The 2,499-nt window shown below is 54.8% G+C and carries 2 protein-coding genes; both read left to right on the top strand.

Annotated features, from left to right (window positions below; all coding sequences use genetic code 11):
- The first annotated feature begins 114 nt into the window (after positions 1-114).
- The gene (locus tag H5T41_10995; protein MBC7109284.1) at positions 115-432 is read left to right on the top strand and encodes a DNA methyltransferase; all 318 of its coding nucleotides are present in this window, start codon (positions 115-117) and stop codon (positions 430-432) included.
- A partial coding sequence (locus H5T41_10990; protein MBC7109283.1) for a DEAD/DEAH box helicase family protein occupies positions 422-2,499 on the top strand: 2,078 nt, incomplete at its 3' end. The genes H5T41_10995 and H5T41_10990, both read left to right, overlap by 11 nt.

Raw genomic sequence — 2,499 nt, 5'->3', positions numbered from 1 at the left:
GACTTGCTTAAGACGACGCGGGCAAGCCAAATATTCACCGTCTTCGGTCAACCCGATGTCGCCGTCCATGCACAGGGAGACGGCACTTTCATCGTGGAACTTCGAGGTGTGGACATTTATGACCCTGTCACGGGTGAAGTTCACTCTGCTTCGGGCAAAGATGTGGCGGCGTGGTTTTTGGACACCGATTACGACGGCAAGACTTTTCACATCTGTCAAGCTTTCTTCCCGGGCGACCCCGATGCGTGGGAGAAACTCCAACGGGCGCTCAAAGCCTACATTGACCCCGAAGCCTTTGAGAAAATGCGCGGCACAGTCTCGTTCCCCTTCAAACCCGGCGAGCATAACCGCATTGCTGTGAAGGTCATTGATTTTCGGGGCAACGAGGTCGTGCGAGTTATAAACCTGGGAGGAGGTTCATATGCTCGTTGACAACCCCATCATCAACTCGCCCTTTGAAGAACCAGCACGCTACTGGGCATATGAGGCCGGGCAACCGGTGTTGAAAGAGGGACGGAGACCTGCTGGCTACTACCTGAAAGCGCGCACGCGAGGTCCCCAACCCTCCCTCTTGGAAGAAGAATTCGTACCCATGGATCTGGTCAACACTATTCGCCAACGCGTAAAGGAGTGGCGTGAAAAGGGTTATCCCGGCGTTACGCCCATCACTCGGCAACTCCTCAACCACTGGAATAACCCAGAACGGGAACGCAAATTGTTCTTCTGCCAGCGAGAAGCCGCTGAAACGCTCATCTGGCTTGTGGAAGCATCGCCCGCCGAAAAACAAGGCATCGTCATCCCAAAGGACAACGGACTCACTCGCTACGCTTGCAAAATGGCCACGGGCAGCGGCAAAACGGTGGTAATGGCCATGGTCATCGCCTGGCAGGTCCTCAATAAGCTCGCTAACCCCCAGGACCGACGCTTTTCCGATGCCGTGCTGGTCGTGTGTCCGAACCTGACCATCAGGGAGCGGCTGCAGGTGCTTCTCCCATGGAAGCATGGCAACTACTACGAGAAATTCGACCTCTTGCCCCGCGGGCTGATGGAGCGCTTGCAGCAGGGCAAATTCCAAATCACCAACTGGCATCTTTTCCAGCCCAAAGACGACAGTCGCTCAAGAAGCGTGGTGCAGCGAGGCGTGGAGAGCGACACTGCTTTTTGCCGTCGCGTGCTGAAAGAATTGGGCAACAAACAGAACATTCTCGTCATCAACGACGAAGCCCACCATGCCTATCGTCCCGCCCCTTTACCTGAGGAAGTAAAGGCACAACTTTCGCCTGAAGAAATCGAAGAGCGCGAAGAGGCAACGGTTTGGATCAGCGGTTTGGACAAAATCAATGCTGTGCGGGGCATCAACTTTTGCGCCGATTTTTCAGCAACGCCTTTTTACATCAAAGGCAGCGGCTACGAAGAGGGAACACCTTTCCCCTGGATCGTTTCCGACTTTGGTTTGGTGGACGCCATTGAGTCGGGCATCGTGAAAATCCCCCGTGTGCCGGTGGACGATAACACGGGTGCGCTAATCCCCAAATATTTCCGCCTGTGGGAACACATTCAGAAGCAGCTTTCCGCTTCCGAGCGCCAAACTGCTCGTCGCCGTGCCAAACCCGAATCGGTGTTGCGCGAAGCCGAAGGCGCGCTTGCCACACTGGCTGCCGAATGGAAAAAGACCTTCGAGGCATTTCAGCAAAATGGCTCACCCGTGCCGCCTGTCCTCATTGTCGTCTGCGATAACACCAACCTTGCGAAAGTCGTGCATGAGCACATAGCAAGCGGGAAAGTTCTGTCCGAATTGCAAAATCGGGATGACGAGGTGGTAACACTACGAATTGACACGAAACTGCTCAAAGAAGCCGAAAGCGCTGTAGAGGGAGAAACAAAACAACAGGCTACCGAACGCTTGCGTAAAACAGTGGACACCATCGGCAAGACCGAGTGGGAAGGGGAAGGCGACCCGCCCGGCAAAAACATCCGCTGCGTCGTCTCCGTCGGGATGCTTAATGAAGGCTGGGATGCCCAGAATGTGACGCAAATTCTCGGGTTACGTGCCTTCACTTCACAACTTCTCTGCGAGCAAGTGGTCGGACGGGGATTGCGCCGCTTAAACTATGACGATTTCTCAGAGCCCGAATATGTGGATGTCTACGGTGTGCCCTTTGAGGTCATCCCCGTCAAAAAGAAACCCATTGGACGAACAGAAGTGCAAAAGGTGTCCACGCTGGTGCGGGCACTACCTGAGCGCAAGCATCTGGAAATCACTTTTCCACGCGTTGAGGGTTACGTCTTTGATGTGCGTCAACGGATTCGGGTGAGTTGGGAGAATGTGCCCTATCTCGTGATTGATCCCGCCGTTGAACCAACTGAAGTGGTTGCCAAGCCCGCCGTTGGCTACCGCATTGGGCGTCCCGACCTATTAAGTCCGGGTCCCGAAGTGATTCACGACCGCAATCCATTCCATCGGGAGAAGCGCTTGCAGGCAAGTGTTTACGAGATCGC

This window comes from Methanomassiliicoccales archaeon, assembly GCA_014361295.1.
Taxonomy (GTDB): domain Archaea; phylum Thermoplasmatota; class Thermoplasmata; order Methanomassiliicoccales; family JACIVX01; genus JACIVX01.
This window is presented reverse-complemented; position numbering and strand designations above follow the sequence as displayed.